5 protein-coding genes are annotated in these 5,290 nt (G+C 43.4%); 1 reads left to right on the top strand and 4 read right to left on the bottom strand.

The genetic code is table 11. The features are described from left to right. Positions 1-840: tRNA dihydrouridine synthase DusB (gene dusB, locus AC37HE_RS11525; RefSeq protein WP_500782995.1), on the bottom strand; the 840-nt coding region annotated here is incomplete at its 3' end. 641 nt (positions 841-1,481) lie between these two features. Here dusB and AC37HE_RS11530 point away from each other — a divergent pair. Continuing rightward, positions 1,482-2,426, top strand: a complete 945-nt coding sequence (locus AC37HE_RS11530) for a CPBP family intramembrane glutamic endopeptidase (protein WP_500782996.1) — start codon at positions 1,482-1,484, stop codon at positions 2,424-2,426. Positions 2,427-2,581: 155 nt separating this feature from the next. Here AC37HE_RS11530 and AC37HE_RS11535 read toward each other — a convergent pair whose 3' ends face one another. The 3 genes from AC37HE_RS11535 to AC37HE_RS11545 form a co-directional block, all read right to left on the bottom strand. Beyond that, positions 2,582-3,310, bottom strand: coding sequence for a hypothetical protein (locus AC37HE_RS11535; RefSeq protein ID WP_500782997.1), 729 nt, complete (start codon positions 3,308-3,310; stop codon positions 2,582-2,584). 173 nt (positions 3,311-3,483) lie between these two features. After that, positions 3,484-4,476 carry a quinolinate synthase NadA gene (gene nadA / locus AC37HE_RS11540; protein ID WP_500782998.1) on the bottom strand — a complete coding sequence of 331 codons (993 nt, stop codon included), beginning with the start codon at positions 4,474-4,476 and terminating at the stop codon, positions 3,484-3,486. A 228-nt stretch (positions 4,477-4,704) separates the two neighbouring features. Continuing rightward, positions 4,705-5,290: DUF5689 domain-containing protein (locus AC37HE_RS11545; RefSeq protein ID WP_500782999.1), on the bottom strand; the 586-nt coding region annotated here is incomplete at its 5' end.

The following is a 5,290-nucleotide window of genomic DNA, read 5'->3' on the forward strand; positions in this document are numbered from 1 at the left end:
AATGGCACTTTTCTCGTTGCCCTTCCAGTCGGCTGTAATGGCCAGTTGGTTTTTGAGTTGATCAATCACTTCGGCCACAGTTGGCGGAGGAAGTAGTTCACCGGTTTTCAGGTAGTGCTTAATCTCGTTGAAAATCCAGGGGCGGCCAATAGCTCCGCGGCCAAGCATCAATCCGTCGACGCCGGTTTGGCTGAGTAGTTCTGCTGCTTTCTCCGGGCCGTTAATGTCGCCATTGCCAATAATAGGAATCTGAATGTGCGGACTGTTTTTTACTTCGCCAATTAAGGTCCAGTCGGCCTCGCCGGTGTACAGCTGGCTGCGGGTGCGACCGTGAATGGCCAATGCCGAAATACCGACATCCTGCAGGCGTTCAGCCGCTTCCAGGATGACTTTGTTGTTTTCGTCCCAGCCCAGACGGGTTTTGGCAGTTACCGGCAGCTTGACATTTCTCACCACTTCGGCTGCCATTTGCTGCATTTTTGGCAGGTCCTGCAAAAGAGCCGAACAAGCGCCTTTTTTCACGATTTTCTTCATCGGGCATCCAAAGTTAATGTCGATGAAGTCGGGTTCCAGCTCTTCGGCAATACGGGCAGCATTCGCCATCGACTCGATATCGTAACCATAGATCTGGATCGCAATGGGACGGTCATCGTCTTCTATCTCCATCTTCATGCGCGTCTTCTCCACCTCACGAATTAGTGCCTCCGACGACACAAATTCGGTGTACATCACATCTACGCCATTTTGCTTGCAAATATGACGAAATGACTTGTACGTTACATCTTCCATCGGCGCCAGAAACAAGGGCGTCCCTTCCAATTCAATCGATCCAATCTTCACGTTTACTTCACTTTAATTCGCCGCAAAGATAACAGTTTATGGCATTGGTAGAAAGGGGAGTTATTCGATCCGTTTTCAAATTTAGTTTAGGGCTTTTCCCGGATGAAAATATTTCTGAAATTCCCGTATACCTAAAGAACAACGGATTGGAAAAAGCTGTAATTTTCATCTGTTTATTGTGGTGTCTACTGTTGATTTTGAAGTTGAACTTTTAAATTGATGTATCATGACCAAAGCACACGACGCTAAAAAAAGCGAAAAGAAAGAGCCCGTCAAATCGTTAAAAGAGAAAAGGCTTGAGAAAAAGGAGAAAAAGGCTGCTAAAGCAAAGGCCTAATCCTTTTCGTTCTTAATAGCTTGAGCGATGCTTGGTGTTGGTAACATGAAGCATCGCTTTTTTTGTGATAGTCTCTTCCGAGTTTCAAGTTCCAAGTCAACCCGACAACTTCAGATAACAATGACAATCTGATGTCCGAAAAACTTTCCACTTTCATTCCTCTTGGAGATTCCCGGGAATCATGTAGGTTTTTCCAGTGAGTCGGTAGTTTTTTGAATCATGTCTTTTTCTGGTGTCTCACGACTCATATCTCATGTCTCCTAACTATTTTTCTATCTTTGAGTGATCTAATAAAATCAACCGTATGAGTTTTACTGCATTTCGGGGAATGGGTGCCGTTTCCGAGCTTTTCATGGCTCTCTTCATGATTATCGTTACGTTTCTGGTTGTCATGCTGGTGGGCTTCCTTGCTGCAATTCCAATTTTCGGAGGAACTGCTTTGCTCGAAATATATAACGGGGCTAATCTGGATAATCCGGCACACATTCAAATGCTGAAATATTTTCAGATCGTTCAGTCGATCGGTATGTTTGTGCTTCCTCCTTTCGCAATCGGTTGGTTCTATTGCGGCGATTCGATGAACTATTTATCGATGCGCCGTACCATCAAGTGGCGTTTTATCCTGTTTGGTATTTTGGCTTTGTTGGTGATTACGCCTTTTATATCGCTTGTTGGTTATTTTAATCAGCAAATGTCTTTCCCCGAATGGGCTTCAGGTATTGAACATTGGATGCGGGCAGCCGAAGATCAGGCAGCAGATGCTATCCAAAAGTTTATTGAAGTTGAAGGAATTGGTGGCCTGCTGGTTAACTTGTTTATGATTGCCGTGATTCCTGCCCTTGGTGAGGAGTTCTTATTTCGGGGTGTCATCCAGCAAATCTTCACCAAGATGACGCGAAATTACCATTGGGGAATTTGGATCTCAGCCTTCCTGTTTAGTGCCTTGCATATGCAGTTTTATGGTTTTATTCCCCGCATGTTACTGGGCGCTATGTTCGGATACTTCCTGGTTTACAGCGGTTCAATCTGGACATCGGTAGCGGCACACTTTGTCAATAATGCAGTAGGCGTGTTGTCGCTTTATTCGGCCAAAGCCGGAGCCAGCGAATTTAAACAAGCCGTTGATCCCGATTTCTCGGATGGGATTGCGAACTACTGGCCGATTGCACTAATTAGCCTCGCCTGTACAATTTGGATTTTATATCAAATGAAGAAATGGCGTGTTGAAAAGGTTGCCGGTTTAGAGTAGGGAATTCGTAGTCATACAATGGTTCTTCCTAGCCAGTAAATAGTTGAAAGATTGGCGATTAATGACCATCAATAACGATTAATGACTGTTAGCTTTAGTCGATCAAAACAACTGGTTTTACGAATAAGCAGTTGAGTTGTATCTGCTGCGCCGTTTTAGAACAAATTCGTTTGCAGTTTATCTGCTTCCATTTTCTTCAATTCTGAAGGACGATAAACGTAAGTTACACCATAAGAAGTCGCTTTTTCACGTTTCACATCATCGGCTAGTATGCTGAATTTTTCCTCTACTTCGTTCCAAACTTCCTGAATCAGTTTGTCTGCTTCGTCGCGGACCATATTCATTTGTTCCGATGCACGGTTGGTCATATTTTGCAGCATTTTCTGATGGCGGAATGCCTCAATAAATGCCTCGAAATGTACTTTCACTAATGCGATTGATGGGCTGTAGATCGGACTTCCGCCTTTTTGGCAGCGTTGTGCTTCACCACGGATGATACGTTCTCCCCATTCCAGCACATCTTTCTCCAGGTTCAGTGCCGGCAGGCGCTGGTTATTGGGATCCAGACCATAGAATAAACGTATTTCAGGTTTCATCTCTTCGCGGATGATGGCAAAGCTCATCACCTGTAAGAAGTGAGAAAGATAAAGTTTGGCTTTTTTGAAGATGTCGCCATATTCGCGCGATTTATCAAACTGATTCTGCTTGGATGCATTCAGCTGACGAATCGCCCCCGACAGACGCGGGTAGATCGATTGGAGTTTTTCCAGACTGAGATAACTGAAAGCAAGTTCGGATGTTGGCACCCGTTTGCCTTTTTCCAATGCAGCTTCAATAGCTCGCATTCGGGCCTGATCTGTGTTTGGTAACCTTCTGTAGGGCATAATCGCTTTATTTTCTTAAGACGAAGTTACAAAATCGGATAGGCGGCTTGGACTATTCGCAGAAAAACTAATTAACAAAGTGCTGTTTAAAAACCTTTGTAACCCATAGGGTTAAGTTTGCGTTTCAAACAAAACGCCCCCAATGGTTAATAAAATCGAGACGATTTTTTTGCTTATTTCGAAATCTCCAGCATGCGTACGATAGGCTTTCTTGCCTCCTCAATAACCGCTTCAGGAAGTTGAATTTCAGGTTGTTCGTGTTTCATGCAGATATACAGTTTTTGCAAGCTGTTTAGCTTCATGTACGAACAATCGGCACAAGCGCAGGTGGAATCGTTCGATGGTGCCGGAATGAAGATTTTATCCGGACAAGCTTTCTTCATTTGGTGCAAAATACCGCTTTCGGTTGCTACAATAAACTTTTTAGCGCTGTTTTCCTGCACGTATTTTAATAATGAAGAGGTCGAACCAATGTGTTTTGCTAATAAAAGAACCGGTTTTTCACACTCCGGATGGGCGATAAATTCAGCGTCTTTGTGTTCGTTCATCAGATCAACGATCTTTTCAACGGCGAACTGCTCGTGAACCATACAAGCACCGTCCCACAGAACCATATCACGTCCGGTAAGGCTGTTCAGGTAATTACCCAGGTTTTTATCCGGCGCAAAGATGAGTTTTTCATCCTTCGGGAAGCTCTCGACAATCTTTACAGCATTGGAAGAGGTACACACCACATCGGTAACTGTTTTCAGGTCGGCCGTACAGTTGATGTACGAAATAACTTTGTGATCCGGGTATTTGGCTTTGAATTCTTTGAATTTCTCGATAGGAGCCGATTCAGCTAATGAACAACCGGCTTTCAGGTCGGGGAGAATGACTTTCTTGGATGGATTGATAATTTTGGCTGTTTCCGCCATGAAATGCACACCAACAAAAACAATCATATCGGCCTCGGTTTTAGCCGCTTCCTGTGCTAACTGCAAACTATCACCCACGTAATCGGCGATGTCCTGTAGTTCTCCGTCAACATAAAAGTGACTTAGGATTACAGCATTCTTCTCCTTCTTCAAACGGTTAATTTCTTCAACCAATTTTAGTTTAGGGTCAATTGGTTCAACAATGTGGCCGTTTTGTTCCAACATGACTTGTAGCTGTTCTCTTTCCATTATGGTAGCTCCTTTGCTTAAAAAAATGTGGGCGCAAAATTACAAATTCCAATTAAAAAAACACATCAATCAATGAAATGTTTTCATGCTCAATCGTTTCAATGTGAATTCAAAAATTTCGGACACTGCTTTGTCAAGGTCTTTCCGGAAGGATATTTTCGGGGAGAAGAGTTCCGGGAGGAAGTAAAAAGGCTGCTCCTCCCGGAGTTTTTTCCTGTGATTGTTGCGCTATTGCGCCGATTTTATGAGTTTCTCTTTTAGAGATAAGTTATTGTCAAAGACAAGCTCAACGATATAGATCCCGGCTCTCAGATTGGATGTTTGAATTGTTCTTTCGGGATTGGTAAGACTGAGAACCTTTTGTCCCGTCAGACTGTAGATATTCACCTGTTGAACATCATCAGAAGAGTTGATCTGAATATTACCGGTTGTTGGGTTCGGGTAAATGGTTACTGAGCTCAATTTTAGTTCCGGAGATGAAGCCGTTGATATATCAAAATCATTTATATCGCGGGGCGTAATCTGGTAGGTACTGCTGTATTGGCTGATAATTCCGGTGATGGAGACTTTTTCTGAAGGAATTTGTTCCCCTGCCAAACGGGAATTAGAGCCAATGTAAAGGACACCTGAACCCTGCGAATCGGTAAAATTGAAGCTCTGACCGGATTCGGTTATAGTGGTGCCGCCATTGCTGAAGCTTACCCCTTGAATGGTAACCAACATCCCTTCATTTTCTTCATTCATTTCTTGTGTGGTAATGATTTTGGGACTGATTGGCTGGTTGTTCTTAAAATTGTAGTTATAAGTTACATCT

The sequence above is a fragment of the Mangrovibacterium sp. genome, assembly GCF_059905295.1.

What these genes read in the sequence shown, in the direction of transcription:
- AC37HE_RS11530 (WP_500782996.1), top strand. Translation starts at nt 1,482, where the DNA reads ATGAGTTTTACTGCATTTCGGGGAATGGGTGCCGTTTCCGAGCTTTTC.
- nadA (WP_500782998.1), bottom strand. Translation starts at nt 4,476, where the DNA reads ATGGAAAGAGAACAGCTACAAGTCATGTTGGAACAAAACGGCCACATT.
- AC37HE_RS11535 (WP_500782997.1), bottom strand. Translation starts at nt 3,310, where the DNA reads ATGCCCTACAGAAGGTTACCAAACACAGATCAGGCCCGAATGCGAGCT.